15 protein-coding genes and 1 tRNA gene are annotated in these 16,011 nt (G+C 59.4%); 4 read left to right on the forward strand and 12 right to left on the reverse strand.

Annotated features, from left to right (window positions below):
* Positions 1-31: 31 nt before the first annotated feature.
* Both ACP26L_RS35240 and ACP26L_RS35245 read right to left on the reverse strand, forming a co-directional pair.
* On the reverse strand, positions 32-1,210 hold the full coding sequence (locus ACP26L_RS35240) for an NAD(P)/FAD-dependent oxidoreductase (RefSeq protein WP_426450252.1): 1,179 nt from the start codon (positions 1,208-1,210) through the stop codon (positions 32-34).
* Between the two features lie 31 nt (positions 1,211-1,241).
* Positions 1,242-1,688 carry a DUF1641 domain-containing protein gene (locus ACP26L_RS35245; protein ID WP_426450253.1) on the reverse strand — a complete coding sequence of 149 codons (447 nt, stop codon included), beginning with the start codon at positions 1,686-1,688 and terminating at the stop codon, positions 1,242-1,244.
* Between the two features lie 413 nt (positions 1,689-2,101).
* On the opposite strand from ACP26L_RS35245, the gene ACP26L_RS35250 reads away from it, so the two are divergent.
* Positions 2,102-2,178: transfer RNA gene (locus ACP26L_RS35250), tRNA-Asp, on the forward strand.
* 146 nt (positions 2,179-2,324) lie between these two features.
* Positions 2,325-3,290, forward strand: a complete 966-nt coding sequence (gluQRS, locus tag ACP26L_RS35255) for a tRNA glutamyl-Q(34) synthetase GluQRS (protein ID WP_426450254.1) — start codon at positions 2,325-2,327, stop codon at positions 3,288-3,290.
* A 311-nt stretch (positions 3,291-3,601) separates the two neighbouring features.
* On the opposite strand, the gene ACP26L_RS35260 is transcribed toward gluQRS, so the two are convergent.
* The 4 genes from ACP26L_RS35260 to ACP26L_RS35275 all read right to left on the reverse strand — a co-directional run bounded on the left by ACP26L_RS35260 (position 3,602) and on the right by ACP26L_RS35275 (position 7,415).
* Positions 3,602-5,122, reverse strand: a complete 1,521-nt coding sequence (locus ACP26L_RS35260) for an extracellular solute-binding protein (RefSeq protein WP_426450255.1) — start codon at positions 5,120-5,122, stop codon at positions 3,602-3,604.
* A gap of 261 nt (positions 5,123-5,383) precedes the next feature.
* Positions 5,384-6,064 (reverse strand): YceI family protein, encoded by a 681-nt coding sequence (locus tag ACP26L_RS35265; protein WP_426450256.1) that lies wholly within the window; start codon positions 6,062-6,064, stop codon positions 5,384-5,386.
* 79 nt (positions 6,065-6,143) lie between these two features.
* Positions 6,144-6,947 carry a M56 family metallopeptidase gene (locus tag ACP26L_RS35270; RefSeq protein WP_426455224.1) on the reverse strand — a complete coding sequence of 268 codons (804 nt, stop codon included), beginning with the start codon at positions 6,945-6,947 and terminating at the stop codon, positions 6,144-6,146.
* Between the two features lie 54 nt (positions 6,948-7,001).
* On the reverse strand, positions 7,002-7,415 hold the full coding sequence (locus ACP26L_RS35275) for a BlaI/MecI/CopY family transcriptional regulator (RefSeq protein ID WP_426450257.1): 414 nt from the start codon (positions 7,413-7,415) through the stop codon (positions 7,002-7,004).
* A 240-nt stretch (positions 7,416-7,655) separates the two neighbouring features.
* Between ACP26L_RS35275 and ACP26L_RS35280 the strand changes: the two genes are divergently transcribed.
* A complete protein-coding gene (locus tag ACP26L_RS35280) occupies positions 7,656-8,561 on the forward strand; it encodes an SDR family oxidoreductase (RefSeq protein WP_426450258.1) in 906 nt (301 codons plus the stop codon).
* A 92-nt stretch (positions 8,562-8,653) separates the two neighbouring features.
* Here the strand turns inward: ACP26L_RS35280 and ACP26L_RS35285 are convergent, their stop codons facing one another.
* The 3 genes from ACP26L_RS35285 to ACP26L_RS35295 form a co-directional block, all read right to left on the reverse strand.
* Positions 8,654-10,009, reverse strand: a complete 1,356-nt coding sequence (locus ACP26L_RS35285) for a dicarboxylate/amino acid:cation symporter (protein ID WP_426450259.1) — start codon at positions 10,007-10,009, stop codon at positions 8,654-8,656.
* Between the two features lie 156 nt (positions 10,010-10,165).
* Positions 10,166-11,884: a methyl-accepting chemotaxis protein gene (locus ACP26L_RS35290; RefSeq protein ID WP_426450260.1), complete on the reverse strand. Its 1,719-nt coding sequence runs from the start codon at positions 11,882-11,884 to the stop codon at positions 10,166-10,168.
* 176 nt (positions 11,885-12,060) lie between these two features.
* Positions 12,061-12,837, reverse strand: coding sequence for an AAC(3) family N-acetyltransferase (locus ACP26L_RS35295; RefSeq protein ID WP_426450262.1), 777 nt, complete (start codon positions 12,835-12,837; stop codon positions 12,061-12,063).
* 177 nt (positions 12,838-13,014) lie between these two features.
* On the opposite strand from ACP26L_RS35295, the gene ACP26L_RS35300 reads away from it, so the two are divergent.
* Positions 13,015-13,314 carry a hypothetical protein gene (locus ACP26L_RS35300; RefSeq protein WP_426450263.1) on the forward strand — a complete coding sequence of 100 codons (300 nt, stop codon included), beginning with the start codon at positions 13,015-13,017 and terminating at the stop codon, positions 13,312-13,314.
* 16 nt (positions 13,315-13,330) lie between these two features.
* Here ACP26L_RS35300 and ACP26L_RS35305 read toward each other — a convergent pair whose 3' ends face one another.
* Genes ACP26L_RS35305 through ACP26L_RS35315 form a run of 3 tightly spaced genes read right to left on the reverse strand, consistent with a single transcriptional unit; the run spans position 13,331 to position 16,005 of the window.
* A complete protein-coding gene (locus ACP26L_RS35305) occupies positions 13,331-14,083 on the reverse strand; it encodes a uracil-DNA glycosylase family protein (protein WP_426450264.1) in 753 nt (250 codons plus the stop codon).
* A 37-nt stretch (positions 14,084-14,120) separates the two neighbouring features.
* A complete protein-coding gene (locus ACP26L_RS35310) occupies positions 14,121-15,101 on the reverse strand; it encodes an ABC transporter permease subunit (protein WP_426450265.1) in 981 nt (326 codons plus the stop codon).
* Positions 15,094-16,005, reverse strand: coding sequence for an ABC transporter ATP-binding protein (locus tag ACP26L_RS35315; RefSeq protein ID WP_426450266.1), 912 nt, complete (start codon positions 16,003-16,005; stop codon positions 15,094-15,096). The genes ACP26L_RS35310 and ACP26L_RS35315 overlap by 8 nt, the downstream gene beginning before the upstream one ends.
* Positions 16,006-16,011: the final 6 nt, after the last annotated feature.

Below are 16,011 nucleotides of genomic sequence, written 5' to 3' on the forward strand. Positions count from 1 at the left end.
CTGATAAGCTGTCTGTACTGTGGTTCTTCTCTTAATAAGCCAGCGTGAACAGGCCGTTAATGTGCGACAGGTAGCGCATGTTGCTCGCTTCCTTCATCAGCGTAGCCGGAAGCCCCTTCAGACGCGTCTGGTTGGCGCCGATCGTTCCGATGCCATCCTTGCGGCCCAGGCTTGCCAGCGTACCGGAGAATACCGGCGTGAACGGATCCATTGGAGCGCCGTTCAGGTAAGCGAAGATGTTGTAGCCGATCGTCTCGCCCATCTGCCATGCGAGCTGAGCTGTCGGAGGATAAGGACGTCCCTCTGGCGCGAATACCACAGCGGAGTCGCCGGCCAGGAACACATCCGGGTGGGACGTGGATTGGAGGCCTTCCGTAACCGTCGCACGGCCGCGGTTGACTTCGATACCGCAGTTCGCGACAACGGAGTTGCCCTGCACGCCGCCGGTCCATACGAGCGTGTTCGTATCGATGGTGCTGCCGTCCTTCAGGTGTACCGTTGTAGCCGTCATCTCCGTGATGGCAACACCGGTCAGGAACTGTACGCCGCGTTTCGCCAGGGAAGTCTGCGCACGCTCAACGAGTTCCGGAGCAAATCCAGCCAGAATGGACGGACCTGCCTCAACACAGTAGATGGAGATGTCGTTAAAGTCTACGCCTTTCTTGCGGCACAGCTCAGGAAGCATATCGGCAAATTCGCCTACGAGCTCGATGCCTGTCAGACCGCCGCCGCCGACAACGAATGTCGCGTCCGCTTTGTCCTTCGACTGGACATAAGCGTCGATACGGGCTTCCACATGGGCGCGCACACGGTTAGCGTCCTGAACCGACTTCAGCGTGAAGCTGTGCTCCTGCAGGCCCGGGATGCCGAAGTAGGCGGTCTCGCTGCCGAGAGCAATGACCAGAATATCGTAAGAAAGCGTCTTGCCGCTTCCGAGGAGCACCTGCTTTTGGTCCAGTTCAATCTTCTCTACCACATCGACCCGAAGATCAACTTCCTGGCCGCGCAGCAGCTTCTCGAGCGGAAGAGCCACGTTCTTCTCCACGAGATTGCCTGCCGCAAGGCGGTGCAGTTCGGTAATGATTTGATGCGAAGGTGTCTTGTTGACCACCGTGATGGATGCTTCTTCCGCCGACATATACTTACGCAGTGTGGTCGCGCTGAGCAGACCGCCATAACCGCCGCCCAGGATCAAAATTTGCTTTGACATACGTATCCTCCCGTCTCGTTTCAACGATAACTTAGCGCTGCTGATTCTTCTCGCCGACAACTTCCAAGAACGCCTGTGCAAAGCGCAGGGTCTTCTGTACCTGAGGATCCTTCAGCATCTTCAGGATGCCGAACAGGCCCACCGTGGAAGCTTCAACCTGGGTACGGTCGCTGGCTTCGATCGCCGCAGCCGCCAGCCCCTTCGCCTTCTCACCGATAGGCTTCACGAATTCTTCAACGCCGCCCTTGATGTCTTCGATGAGCACTTTATCCGTAACCACATTTTGAACAATGTCGTACGTTTTGGTGAGCAGGGTCACCATTTCTGCGAGCTTCGGCAGGTTCTCAACCAGTACGGTCAAGGACTCTTGAACCTCGGGCTTCATCAATTGATCCAGCACGTCGAGCTGTTCGCGTACAACCGGCTGAACTTCGGCACCTCGGTTATCAAGCACCGCTTGTTTGGATGTCTCTGACATAGTAACGTCCTCCTATGCATGGAAATAGTAGCCCCCGGTATCGCGTTACCTGATTTCTCCCTACTACCCGTTAGAATTGTTACATTTTTCACAAAGATAAACATACGATCCCAACATTTCTCGTTGGTCAGATTATGTCTATTGGAGGGATACCCTTGCGATCCGTGCGGATGTCAAGGGGAGCAGGCCGGAACCGAACCCTATGTACCTCCTATTATACTCCCGGAAAGTTTAGGAGAGAAACTTCTCTCTCCGACAAATGTGAACATTGCATGAATAAATTGTGTCGGCAATCCAGCCTTTTTCCAGCTTCGAACAGAATGCGCTTCCATCATTCCCAGAAGATATTGCCATCTCACCCGCTTTGTGCTATGATACTGTTTGTCCGAATGAACCGGACAACCTTGTATCGCGGAGCCGTGGTGTAGAGGCCTAACATGCCTGCCTGTCACGCAGGAGACCGCGGGTTCGAATCCCGTCGGCTCCGCCATTTTTTTACTTCATCCGGCCTCATGCCGGCAAGATCACTACCGACTGAATCGGGCAGGAATTTATTCCTGCCTTTTTGCTATATCCGGAAGCCCTGACACAGGACCGGCTTCTCCCTGCCTTTACTTCGGACCGAGGTGACGATAGATGAGACGCGGACGTTTTGCCCCGACGCCTTCGGGGCTCCTCCATATCGGCAATGCCTTCACTGCCCTGCTTGCCTGGCTGCAGATTCGTGCCGCGTCAGGCTCTTTCGTGCTGCGCATCGAAGACATCGACACCGCTCGGTCCCGGCCCGAATACACCGAGCAGCTGCTGAAGGACCTCGCCTGGCTCGGTCTCGACTGGGATGAAGGGCCGGACATCGGGGGCCCCTATGCTTCTTATGAGCAAAGAAGCCGCCTGGAAGCCTATGCTTCCGCGGTTCGAAGGCTCGGGGAGGACGGCTGGCTGTATCCCTGCTACTGCTCCCGCGCCGAGCTGAAAGCCGTTGCCCGGGCCCCTCATGGGCTGGCGTCCGAAGGAGCCGCCTACCCGGGGCTCTGCCGGCACCTGACGGCTGCAGAGCGGGCACAGCGGGCGGCACGCAAGGAGCCCGCGCTTCGCTTCGCCGTCCCGCCGCGGGAGGTGGTCTTCACCGACGGGCTGCAGGGCAGGCAGCAGGTGGCCGCAGGAAGTCTCGGCGACTTCGTCGTGAGGCGGGCCGACGGCGTGTTCAGCTACCAGCTGGCCGTCGTCCTGGACGATGCCGCCATGGGCATCACGGACGTCCTCCGCGGCGCGGACCTGCTTGACTCCACACCGCGGCAGCTGCTCCTCTGCGAGGCGCTCGGCCTGCGTCCGCCGGCTTACCACCATGTGCCGCTGCTCTGCGCACCGGACGGCAGCCGGCTCTCGAAGCGCGACCGCAGCCTGACGCTGGCCGCCCTGCGGTCGGCAGGAGTGCCGCCGCAGCGGGTACTCGGCCTGCTGGCCCATCTGGCCGGCCAGCTCGTCCGCCCGGAGCCGGCCGAGGCGCACGAGCTGGCCGGCTCCTTCGAGCCTGCGCGCATCCCGCGGACGCCGGTCCACATTCCGCGGGAGCTGTGGGCCGAGCTGCCTTCGGGCGCCTGATCCGCCGCCGGCGAGGAGCTCTCCTCCAGCTGCAGACTGTAAGCCAGTATGCTTCGGAGGCGCCCACGGAATGCGTACCGCGGCAGGACGTCTCCCGGGAAGCCGGCATGCTCTGGGGCCGCGCGGTCGGCCGCACTCTGCATCCAAGCCAGTCCTCCTCGCTGGGCCTCTCGTCGTCGCCCAGGCCCGAACAAGGCGAGTGCGCGGTACAACGAGCTGCCAGGGTGCATCGGGCTGGGCGCGGCAGCAACAATAGGGCAGCCGGAACTTAAGTTCCGGCTGCCCTATCGTTTTGCGGCGCAAACCGCAGATTACTTCTGGTTCACGGCTTTGTAGGAAGCAGTGAACTCTTCGATGATCTTTGCTCCGCCTTCTTTCTTCCAGCGCTCGACTTCCTTCTGGAAGCCGGCTTCGTCGATGCTGCCCAGCATGAACTTGTAGCTTGCATCCTTGATGATTTCCTGCAGTCGGGCGCCCTTCTCCGTATACGTCTTGGAATCGAGCGGCAGTGTCGGATCGTGGATCAGGAACTTCTCGTTATCCTTCACCTGCTCCTCTGCCTTCGTACGCACCGGCAGCGTGAAGCCGGAGGTCAGCATCTTGATCGTGCTCTCGCCGCCTACCTGCAGCGCCTGATAAGGCTTCACATCGCGCTCCCACAGCTTCACATCGTCGGTGAGCAGTGCTTTGCCGTCTTTGATCGTGTAGTGCTTGCCCTCTTGACCATAGAACAGCAGATTCGCTGTTTCCGGGTCCATCAGCTTGTCGAAGTAAGCCAGAATATCCTTCAGCTCCGCTTCAGTCTTCACGGCTGATTTCGGGAAGATAACCCCGGAGCCAAAGCCCGGCAGCGCCCAGATCCCCGGCCCCTTCGGACCTTCGATGTGGTTGGCCACATCAAGCACCGCGTCCTTGTTCACAGCAGAGAGCTTCTGATGAAGCGTCAGCACATCCGGCAGTGAGCCAATGTAAATCCCCGCCTTACCCGTCGTGAAGAGGTTCTGCTGATCGCTTTTGCTCGTAACCGGGAAATCCTTATTAATGGCGCCATCCTTGAACAGCTGCTGGAACCACTTCATCGTCTCAAGGTAAGCCGGATCCTCGAATTCCGGATAGATCGCCCCATCCTTCACACCCCAGTTGTTTGGCGTGCCGAAGTAGGAGGAAACCGTTTTGAAGGCGCCGTAGACCAGGTCGTTCCGGTCGGTAATCCCCATCGTGTCTTTCTTGCCATTCTTGTCCGGATCGTTTTCCGTAAACGCTTTCGCCATTTTGAACAAATCATCCACGGTCTTTGGAGCCGCCAAACCCAGTGCATCCGCCCAATCTTTACGGTAGATCACACCTTGACGGGACCAGGGTCTTTCCTGATAGAGCGAGTATACTTTTCCATCAACCGACATATTGTTCAGGATTTTGGAATCGAGGTTCTTCAGATTCGGATAATCCTTCAGGTAAGGCCCAATCTCCCAGAATTGATTATTGCGGAACGCATCCCGGAAGGTAATGAGCGATGTCTGGTTGCGAAGGAAGACGGCCTGCGGAAGCGTTCCCGTTGCGAACGCGGCATTCAGCTTCTCATCGTAGTTACCGTCCGGGACCCACTGAAGGGTCAGGTCCGTTCCCGTCTTTTCCTCGATCATCTTCTCGATCTCCGGGTTCGGCACCTCCGCTGTATGAAGGTTAGCCATGATGGTGATCGGCGTTGGGCCTTTCTTGGCTTCGCTGCCTCCCGATGCGGCCGGCTGCTGGGTACCGGCCGAATTGGAGCACCCTGCAGCAAGCGACACGGCAAGGGACGACACTACAAGCGCTTTCAAACGGTGGTTCATGGATATTCCCCCTGATCTCTGAATAGGCTGTGGTCTGACTTACCCTCACTATAGGGGGGACGGGGCGATTACGTAAATAATCAGGGGATTGGATATTGGCAAAGGCCTGTCAGGGCGCGGTTTTCGGGGCATTTCGGGAGGAATCGAGCCGCATGGAAGAGGGCGCGCCGCTCGGCATACACCCCGCTTTCCAATGAAATGATAATGGCATACACAGCCAAAAAAAGCGCCGGAAGGTTGTCCGGCGCTCCGCGGTTTCTCTTAACTCTGAGCCAGCACGAGGCGCAGCTGCAGCGTAATGTTATTCTCTGTATCCACCACAACGGCGTGGGGATTCTTGAGCCCAAAATCATCGAAGGTCACAACCGTGCTGCCTTCCAGCTTGATCGTTCCGCCGCTGTACAACGCATCGGTTTTGAACGTTACGTCCTTCGATACCCCTTTGACGGTCAGCGTACCGGGAAGAGTAAAGGAGACCTTCTCGCCGTCCTTCCACTCTTTCGGCAGCCCCTCGAAGGACTTGGCCTTGAACTCCGCCTTAGGGAAGGCCGCGGCATTCAGGAATTTCTCACCGGCCACGTGGCTGTCCCTCGTAGCGTTGCCCGATTGAACCTTAGCGATCTCAAGCGACGCGCTGGCGGCATTCTTCGACGGATCGGCCACATCCAGCGTCCACTGTCCCTGCACTTCGCCGCTTTCGAAGTTGACCGTTTCTTTGGACGTCGTAACGGAGAAGTACACCTTGGACTCCGGCTGGATATTCCACTGTCCGTTCAGCTTGCCCGCTTCCACCACCGCACCGCCGGAAGCTTGAGCGGATGCACTCGCAGGAATAACCTCCTGTACCGTGACGTGATTGCCGGCAAAGTAATCATAAGCAGCATAGGCCCCGATCAGTACGACGATAACACCTGCGGATAAAGCGATCATTTTTTGTTTCATAACTATTCCCTCCTAAAGTGAGATTGGATGAAGCACCCATATCATCACTACACAATGTAGTGTAATTGGTTAAAAAAAATTAGAGATAAAGAAATTCGAAAAGAAACATGGCCGTCAGCGCGGCGGTAACCTTCAATGAAATCATCATCCGTTTCAGCGGAAAAGACAAGGCTTGTACGGCCTCCGGGTCGATCAGCTGTTGGATTCTATAGTTGATGGATGTTTCGGCGAATGATGCATAGGCAAAGGCATAGGAGTGAACCTGCTTGCGCTTGAGCAGCTTGAGCAGCGCGCTTCCCAGATGAACTGGCTCGCCCGTCTTCCGCACGGCGGAGGCATCGGCCAATACTTCTCTCGCGGCGCTGTACTGCCTGGCGTTCCATCTCAGAATCGGGATATACCATAAGATATCGGCACATCCGGTCATGAGCATCGTCTTCAGCGGATCGCGGTGCTTCATGTGAAACTGCTCATGGTACACGATCGCCTCAAGCTCCCCCGGCTCCAGCATCTGCAGCAGTCCCGTGGACAGCACGATCCTCGGACGAAGAAGCCCCATCGTCAGTGCAATGGCATCCGGATGCTCCACCACCTGAAGCTCCCCGGGACCAAGACCGTACCGCTCCGCGAGCAGCGCCGTCAGCTCCTCATGGTGCAGGCGCTCAAGCTTACCGCTCGCCCGCAGCGAGTAGAAGATCTGTTTGGCGGCGCCCCAGAAGAGAAGCAGCATCGTGAACACCACCACCCCATCAAGCACATAGACCACCCAAGCGAGACCGAGCGATGCGGCCAAAGCCGTGCAGTGCAGGAACAGATTATACCCGACCGACTTTCCGGTAATCCCTTGAACCACATAGAGTCCCATCTGAGTCAGCAAACACATCGAGGTGCACAAACTCAACAGGAATAGAATCCTCGATCTCCGTTCCCACATCGCTTATTTCCCCTCTTTGAGTTCTTTGATTTTCTGCTCCAGCTTGGCGAGCAGCTGCGGATCGGCCTCGTCCAGCGCATCAAGCATATGGTTGACAACCAGGGGACCGAAATCCTCGACGAGACTATGCGAGATTTCCTTCGATTGGCTCTCCAGAAAATGCGCTTTGGACTGCACCGGGGAATACATCGAGGTGCGGCCGGCCATCGTCTTGGTCAGAATCCCTTTCTCCAGCAGGCGGTTCATAACGGTCATCACCGTGTTGTAATTGAGATCCTTCTCTTTCTCCAGGCGGATCTGCACATCCTTGATGGATTGGTGGGGATGGGCCCACAGGATCTCCATAATCTTCGCCTCGAGCGGTCCGAAGAAACGCTCCAGCCCTCGCTGATGATAACCCGATTTTCCTGTACGCATAGGATACACACCTTTCACTACACATTGTAGTGATAAATGGCAGGAAAAGTCAACCCCTACTTTCCTTTCCGTATTCTACAGCACTAACCTGAAGCGTGGATGAAGCGAACCTTAATTTTAGCTTAAAATGGAAAGTCCGGTCAGAGCGGTGACCCTGCCCTCCTTCCCATCCGCTCACCCAACCGCCCGGCGAGGAATACCCTGTGCCATAGGCAGTTACCCTAACTCTTGGAGGTCCTCATGAACACCTATCCTGTGTACCCTTACTACGGCACCTTTACCGAATGCAAAGAAAAGCCGGTCGCCTTTCCCCCGCAGAGGCAAGAGGAACAGCCCGGTCTGGAATACCTGATGTCGCCCAGGCCGATCTATGAGAATCCGGCTTATTCCGGCGGGCGCAGACTGGAGAACCGCACTGCCTTGATCACCGGAGGCGACAGCGGCATCGGCCGGGCCGCGGCGATCGCCTTCGCCAAGGAGGGGGCCGACGTGGCCATCGCTTACCTCCAGGAGCACCGCGATGCGATGGAGACGAAGGCACGTATCGAACAGCTTGGACGGCGCTGCCTCGCGCTTCCCACCGACCTTCGGATGAAGGCAGCCTGCACCGCCGTCGTGGAGAAGACGGTGCACACCTTCGGCCGGCTGGATGTGCTTGTGAACAATATCGCAGTGCAGTATCCGCAGGAGCATCTGACCGGCATCACGGAAGATCAGCTGGAGCAGACCTTCCGTACGAACGTGTACTCTTACTTCTACATGACCCAAGCCGCCCTCCCCTATCTCAAAGACGGGAGCTCGATCATCAATACGGCCTCCATCACCGCATACCGCGGCGAGAAAACACTGCTCGATTACTCCGCTACCAAAGCGGCGATTGTCGGGTTCACACGAGCCCTGTCCCAGAATCTTGTAGATCAGGGCATCCGCGTGAATGCCGTAGCCCCCGGCCCGGTCTGGACCCCGCTCATTCCTTCCAGCTTCGCGGCGGACCGTGTGGCGGTCTTCGGGACGGATACCCCGATGAAGCGGGCCGCCCAGCCGTTCGAGCTCGCGCCGGCCTACGTGTACCTGGCCAGCGATGATTCCCGCTATGTGACGGGGGAGACCATGCATGTGAACGGCGGGGACTTTATTGGGGGCTGACCGTTCTACGCAGCCCAGTAAAAAAAGGAGCGGGGCATGCGCCCCGCTCCCTTCTTCACCCTATGCCCGCCGGGCAAGGCCAACCCTGTTCCTTAGGCGGTAGCCGTCTCCAGCGGATCTTCTTCCCCGCGGTCGAAGGACTCCCGGTCGAACTCTCCCTCGGCATTCGCTACAAGGAGGGAAGTCACGGTGGTTCCCGTCGCATTGACCGCCGTGCGGCCCATGTCGATCACGGATTCCACGGCGATGACCAGCCCCATGCCCTCCAGCGGCAGCCCGAGCGCCGTCAGGACGACGGTAGTCGAGATCGTCGCCGGTCCCGGCACCCCGGCCACCCCGATGGAGGAGATCACCGCAACCAGGATGAGCACGATATACTCCGAAGGGCCGAGCGGGATATTATAGACCTTCGCCACGAACACCGCCACCACGGCAGGCCATACGCCGCCGCAGCCGTTGAAATTCATTGTCGCGCCAAGCGGAGCCACGAAGGAGGCGATCCGGTCCGACACACGCAGGCGCTTCGTGATCACCTCAAGGTTCACCGGAAGCGTGGCATAGCTGCTGCGGGTCGTGAAAGCAACGGCCGCCGTTGGGTAAGCCTTGCGGAAGAACGTGAGCGGATTGACCTTCGCCACCAGGCCGACCAGGCCGCCGAACACGAAGATAAAATGCAGGATGAGGGCGATATAGGATGCGACGATGATCTTGGCCAGCGGTGCCAGCGTATCCAGGCCATAGCGGGCGGCCATGGCACCGACTAGGGCATACACCCCGTACGGCGTCAGCCGGATCACGTATTTGACCACCTGGTGCAGGATATCGGCAAGCGATGCAATGACCTGCTTCACCGGCTGAACGGCTTCCGGCTTCTTCGATCCGACATGGATGATGGCGACGGCCACGAAGATGGCAAAGATGAGTACCGGTACGACTTTGCCCGTCGCCATATCATTGATCGGGTTCGACGGAACGAGGTCAATGATAACCTGCGAGAAGGTCGGAATCTCGCGCGCCTTGAAGTCCTTCGGCACCGCCTGCTGGATTCCTGCGCCCGGATCGACCGCCAGAGCGACGGCCAGCCCGATCGCCGCGGCGATCCCGGTCGTAAGAAGGAACCACGAGATCGTCTTCACACCGATCTTGCGCAGCTGGCCGAGGCTCGACAGCGATGTGATGCTGTGAATGACAAGGACAACGACCAGCGGCATGACCAGCATCTTGATCAGATTGACATAGATCGTCCCGATCGTGGAAACGCTCTTGTAGTCGAGCTTCAGGGTATTGAAGACGATCCCGGCCGCAAGCCCCAGGCCTAGTGCGAGCAGGACACGTGTGCCGAAGCCCACGCGCTTGCGTGCGAGGAAGTACAGGAATCCGATAATGACCAGCGAGACCAGAAGTGATATCCAATTCGTCTGGAATGCCGTGAAGACATTGTTTTGCATATGGAGCACCCCTTTTATTCCGACTTAACTAATCTGTATTAAGTGATTTATATGCATTAAGGTACTCCTCTTATTCCAGTTTTGTCAAGACGAAACCTTCATTTTCTTTTCAAATCCATTTTTTTGGAATAAAAAGAGAGCCTTTCGGCCCTCTCTTTAGACGCTGATTTTACCTACGGTTGATTTCAGATCCGACGCCATAGCCGTCAGTTCCTCGGAGCCGGCTGCCAGCTGTTCGATCTCCCGGGAGATGCCTTCTGCAATCTCCAGCACGGCCTCGGAGCTGCGCAGCGTGTTCTCGATCGTATGGGATACGTCCGAGATCAGTCCGATGATCTTCTCCGAGCTTGCGACCTCTTCCGCCGTCACATCCGTAATGCTGTTAATGTTCTTCACCGTACCGTTCATGGCGGCAAGAATCTGCTCGAGCGCCCTTCCGGCCGCTTCAGCCGATACGTTTCCTTTGGCCACTTCGGCGCGGCCCTGCTCATTGGACTGCACGGCCAGCTCAATACTGGCCGTGATTTTCTTAATGAGCTCTCCCGCCTCCGCGGCTTCCCTGTCGGACTGCTCCGCCAGCTTCCGCACCTCACCGGCGACCACCGCGAACCCCCGCCCCGCTTCACCGGCGCGGGCCGCTTCGATCGAAGCGTTCAGAGCCAGCAGATTGGTCGAAGCGGCGATCTCCGTGATGGTTGAGGCGATCGAAGCAATTCTTGTGGAGTATTGATGCAGCTCCAGAATATGAGACTCCGTTTCGGCCGAGCGCGCTTCGATGGAAGACATGCAGTCCACCGTATGCTGCACGGTCTCCCTGCCCTTCTCCGCTATCGCCTGCGTCTCCTTCGAGTCCCGATGGGCCTCGGCCGCCTTGCTGTGCGCGGTCTGAATCAGGGCGGACAACTCATGCAGCACCTCGGAGGACTCCCGGACGGAGGCATGGCCGCTTGTCGCATCGCGTGTTACGCTGCGGTTGCGCTCGATGACTTCGTTGTAGGCCCGCGTCATGTCCTCCAGCCCCTTGGACATGCCCTCCGTAGAGACGGCGACCTGATCCGCAGAGAGATAGACATGCTCGTTGATATCCCGGATCATCCGCTGCAGCGAGCCGAGCATGCCGCGAACGGCAGCAGACAGCCGACCGATCTCATCGCGCGAACGCACTTCCTGCACTTCGACCCGCAGGTTGCCCTGCGACACTTCTTCGGCCGCTTTGGTGATGGCGACCAGCGGACGGGTGCTGCGCGCCACGAAGAACCAGATCACCGCCGCCGCGATGAGCACTTGAATGACGCCAAAGAACTGCATCCTGCCCTGGAATGCGGCGACAGCATCTTCATAAGGTTTGTTCGGAACACCCACGTACCAGATCCCGATGATCTCGCCCTTTTCGTTCTTGATCGGCTCGTAGGCCGCCTGGTTGATCTGGCCGACCACATTGGCCTCACCGAGGTACAGCTCCCCCTTGCGGAGCGTCACCTCGGCAACAGCATCCGACACCTTCGTCCCTACGGCGCGGGAACCGTCCGCTTTCTTGACGTTGGTAGCCACCCGGGTGTCCCCGTGGAAAATCGTAACGGTATCCCTCGTATCCGCCCCGAATTCGTCAATCAGCCCGAAATTGCCGTCCATGAGCGTCTCACCTTTATAGAGCTTCCCCTCACGTACGGACCAGGCCCCCGGATACACCTTGTCAAGCAGCAGACTGCCGCTCTTCAGGTCCCCGAGCAGCTTGGATTGCGCCGCGGCCAAAATCTCCTTTTTCGCATGCGCTACCGCATAAGTACCCATGATCGCGCTGCCGGCGAACATCAGAAAGGTGATGAACAGGATCAGTTTGGCCTTGATGCCGGGCGTGCGTTTCAACTTCTTCATGCCGCTTTTCTCCTTCGTCTAAGTGGGGGTGATGAGACTCGGTTGTGACATGCATCACCTCATAGGAAGTATATCGGCTCAGGTCCGTGTTTACTTTATTGCCCGGCACCTGGAAGTGAGACAAACACAAAAAGACCCTATCTTCCGATAGAGTCTGCTCATCCTGCCGCCGCCGATCAGTCCCAGGCTCCGGGGACCAGCGGTTCATTGTCCGAAAAGAGATGCGGGTCCTTCTCCAGCATGGCCTTCAGTTCTTCATAGAGGCGTACGGCGCTGCACACATACACCGGCGCATCCCCCAACTGCCCCCGGTACCAGGCGCCGCGGCGCTCCAGCACCTCCTCCACCTTCCAAAAGTGCTGGGACCAGCTCAGTCCGCAGTGGCGCCGGGAGGGAACGGGAATCTCCGTCCCGTCCGGCAGTACGGTGATCAGCGCTTCATGACCGTCCGTCATACGGCCCGGAATGTCCACCCATTCCTCGATGCCGTGGATATACGTGTTCCGGCGGAAGTCGACGCCCGCCAGGAGGATCACCGCCTCCCGGTCAAGCAGCTTCCCCCAGGCGGAGCCGCGGGCGCACGGCGTATCGAACCGCTCGTCCCCTGCCGTGAACGCCGCGGCGTCCCGGCCCAGTGCTGCTACCGAGTGTGTTGGATGCCAGGAGCGCACCACCCCCGGCCGCTGCCGGAAGAGCTCGGTCAGGATCCCGACGCAGGTCGGGGACGAAGCGACGTGATAGCGCGGATTCTCCGCGTTGATATACGACCAGGTATGCGTGGGAAGGACGAGGAGTCCGTCGCTCATATATTCGGACAAGGCGTCCAGCACCGTGTCCGCCCCTCCTTCCACATCCCCGATCTTCTTCATGGAAGAGTGCATCAGCACCGTTCCCCCGGCATCTATGCCCATAGCTTTAAGCTGGGCAGTCAGTTCTGCCTGTGTGTATCCCATACCCATAGCTCCATTCTCCCCCTGCTGCTGTACAATTCGCCGCCTGCTGCGTCTGCAGCCAGGGCGGCAGCCCGTCATCCGGTTGCCTTGACACTCCCCCATGGGATACAATGCAAGCAGAACCCGGCTTTCGGGCTCAGCTCAGACTCTATCATCCTGGAAAGTAGGTTACCGCCCTTGAATACGTTCTCTTCCGGCGACGCGATGGGCCTGCTCGTCGTCGCCGTTGTTCTTCTGCTGCTTGGAGCCATGCTGATCCGGGCGATCGGCCGCTCCAGCGCTGACCTGGAGGCACTGCGCAAGCGCTGCCAGATGTGGACCCAGATCGGCATCGGCCTCACGCTGCTGCAGATCGTCCTGCGCGGCGACTGGCGCTTCGGCTCCGTGCTCCTGCTCATCACGCTGTTCACGGGAAGCCTCTGGTATGCCGCGCGGCATTACGAGAAGAAGCGGAGGCAGCAGCCTCCTTCGGAGTAAGCCGCCACGCTGTGGACTAGCCCCCGACGAAGAAGACTTCGGCCGCCGCCTGCATCTGCACCCGGTTCCCGGCGAACTGCGCATGCCGGTGGCCGTTGGCCCCCGACGGGTGGGGAAAGCCCCACAAGACCTGACCGCTGTCCAAGAAGCCGTCTTCCGCCATGTGCTGGAGGACGGCTTCTACCGTTCTGCCGAGCGGCACGATCAGCGGACGTCGGAGCAGCGGCAGTTCATGGGCGAGCGAGGCCCGCGCCGCCTCCAGCAGGAACGGGGAGGCCGGCAGCGCCGGGCTGTGGCCCGTGTAGTTGCGGCCTCCCGCAAAGACCGGGTCGCGCAGCATGGAGGTCGTATGCAGCAGCGCTTCCCCCTCGCCCACGCCGAACAAGGCTCCGGCCTCCGGCACTCCGAGCAGCCGGGGCAGGCCCAGCTCCTCCAGCATGTCCTCCAGGTTCCGCCGCATCCCCCCGGCGAAGCGGGCTTCCCGCTTCACCAGCCGGGCCGTCTCCTCCAGGGGGACGCCTTCCCCAAGCAGCCGGCGGGCCGTGCGGAAGGCGAGCTCCATCTGCGTCCAGCCCGGCGTGATCCCGATGATCACGAGCCGGGCGGCGGGATTCACATACTCGCCGTGCGGTGCGTAATACACCTCCACCCGTCCCTCCCGGTGGAGCCGGAATGTGTCCGTCAGCAGCTCTTCCCGTGACAGCGGGCGGTCCCCCGGAAGCGAGAGTATCGCTTCCCTGTATTGCTCCAGTCGGCTCGTCAGCAGCACGGGGCAAGCTCCCTTCTCGATCGGGCAGGCATCCGATCTAGTAGACGTCCCTGCGGGTAAAGGATATGAACGAAACCAGCAGCCCTGCCGCGCCCCAGGCCAGCAGCACCAGAAGCGAGAAGCCAAGAGACATCCCCTCGATCGGCGGTGCCGCGTCTTCCAGGTAGTCGATGAGCTCCAGATTCACCATGAAGAGGTACTTCGCCGACTCCCACGAGGCTACCATCTCCTTCAGGATGACGCCGGCGATCAGACAGGCCAGCATTATGCCCATGCCGGCGGCGGTGCTGCGGATAAGCACCGACAGCATGAACGAGAGCGTCGCCACCACGAGCGATACGAACCAGGCGAGCCCCATCTCCATGGCGATGTACTGCCACTGCGGCAGCGAATGCACCCGGGAGGCGTCAAGCTCTGTCCCGCTGGCGGAGAAGCCGGTAAGCACCGGCGCGCCCCAGCCCTGGAAGCCGAAGACGATCCCGGAGATCAGCGCCGAGAGTAGCCCGAACATCATGACGATGAAAGAGACCGCCAGCGTCAGTGCGAGATACTTGCTGAGCAGGATGCGCCAGCGCCTCACCGGCCGGGTCAGCAGCACCTTCACGGTGCCCGCGCTGTGCTCCGACGATACGAGGTCCGATGCGATGACCATCATCATCAGCGGTAGCAGCAGGGTCGTCGCGTTCTCCACGAAGTTGCGGACGAACGTCGGGGCCCCGGGCAGGGCCGGATTCACATCGGCATCGAGATAATACTGCTGCTGTGCGATCCGGATCTGCAGCTCCGCGCGGGAGGCCTCCGGCACCCGGCCGGAGTTCAGCCGGTTTTCCCAATTCGAGATCTGCTGCTGGACGGCCGTACGCCAGTCCACATTCCCGAACCGCTTGAGGTTCTCCATCCCCTGCCGGTACTGCGCATAAGTGAAGAGAGAGATGAGTACCGCGATGATCAGCGTCACGACGAGCAGCTTTCTTTTGCCGGTAAGCTTCAGCATTTCGTTATAGACCAGGTTAATCAATGCTCTGCCCTCCTGTCAGTTCCAGGAACAAGTCTTCGAGCGACGGCAGCTTCCGGTTCATCTCCAGAACATCCACGCCCGCCTCCACAAGCGCCCGGTTCCAACGGCCGATCTCCCCTTCCCGGTACGGGGTTACGACATACACCCCCTGCAGCTCCACCTCCGGTGTCAGCGCTTCGAGGACCTGCCGGCCCTTCTCGGGGGAGGAGAGCTTCCACAACACCCTCTCCTGTCGGGCCAGCAGCGAATGCACCGCATCCACCCGGACGACCTCCCCCTTCGAGATGATCGCCACACGGTCGCACAGTTGCTGAATCTCGCCGAGCAGATGGCTCGAGACGAAGACGGTCAGCCCTTCCTTCTCCGCCAGGTAGCGGATGAATTCCCGCATCTCCCGGATGCCCGACGGGTCGAGTCCGTTGGTCGGCTCGTCGAGGATAAGCACCTTCGGCCGCCCGAGCAGGGCCTGCGCGATGCCGACCCGCTGCCGCATGCCGAGCGAATACGTCTTCACCTTGTCGTGAATCCGTGCGCTGAGGCCCACAAGCTCAACCACCTCGCGGATTCGGGCCTCATCCACTCCATCCATCATCCGGGCAAAATACTGCAGGTTGCTCCACCCGCTGAGATAGCCGTAAAGCTCCGGATTCTCCACAATGCAGCCGAGGCAGCTCATCGCCTGCGGGAACTGCTTGTCGACATCATAGCCGCATACCTCGATCGTGCCGGCCGTCGGCCGGATCAGCCCGACGAGCATACGGATCGTCGTCGTCTTGCCCGCCCCGTTCGGCCCGAGGAAGCCGAACACTTCGCCGCGCCGCAGCTCCAGATCGATGCCTCGGATAATCTCCCGTCCGCCGATCACTTTGCGGAGGCCGCGCACCGCCAGTGTAATCTCACTCATCTTCCT

Source organism: Paenibacillus sp. S-38, assembly GCF_049942825.1.
In the GTDB taxonomy this organism is placed as follows: Bacteria; Bacillota; Bacilli; order Paenibacillales; family NBRC-103111; genus Paenibacillus_G.